Raw genomic sequence first — 703 nt, 5'->3', positions numbered from 1 at the left:
TTTCAAGGAGCATTCCCATGCGCACATCGATCAAGACTTTCGCCGGTATCGCCGCGGCCGGTTCGCTGATGTTCTCCCTGGCTGCCTGCAGCCCGGCCAGTAACACCTCCGCCGCTCCGGCGTCCTCCTCGGCCTCGATGTCCGCCGAGGCGCCCAAGGCGCTGGCCTCCATCCCGGCCCTGACCGGGACCTCCACCGCCGTGAAGCTCGATGCCTCCTTCGCCAAGGCCCTTGAGACCCTGAAGCTGACCCCGGGCACCGTCGGGACCGCGGCACTGACCGATGGTTCGCTGATCTTCCCGATCACCGGCGGCAAGGTCGATTACTACGACCCGGCCAAGGACTACCGCCCGTTCGTCCAGGGCCTGATCAGCCACGCCGGTTCCGGGTTCTCCCTGACCGCCGGAGACACCAAGGTTGACCTGACCAACTTCACCATCGACCCGGGCACCTCCAAGCTCTACGGCGACGTCGCGGTCAACGGCACCACCGCCGCGAAGCAGGCCTACATCTTCAACCTCGACGGCTCCACCCTCAAGCCCCTCGCCAAGGCCGGCGACACCGCCGTCCTGGAAGGCACCCGGGTGCTGATCTCCGACACCGCCGCCGGCCTGCTGAACAAAACCTTCAAGACCGACGCCGTGAAAGCCGACATGCTCGTCGGCATCGCCAAAATCACCGTCAACACCAAGTAACACCCACC

At 65.7% G+C, this 703-nt stretch carries 1 protein-coding gene; it reads left to right on the top strand.

Annotated elements, in window-relative coordinates:
- Positions 1 to 695: hypothetical protein (locus QK287_RS18425; protein WP_282361138.1), on the top strand; the 695-nt coding region annotated here is incomplete at its 5' end.
- Positions 696 to 703 lie beyond the last annotated feature (8 nt).

The organism is Arthrobacter sp. AL05 (assembly GCF_029960715.1).
GTDB lineage: Bacteria > Actinomycetota > Actinomycetes > Actinomycetales > Micrococcaceae > Arthrobacter.
The sequence above is the reverse complement of the archived record's forward strand: the minus strand, read 5'-3'. Positions and strand labels throughout refer to the sequence as shown.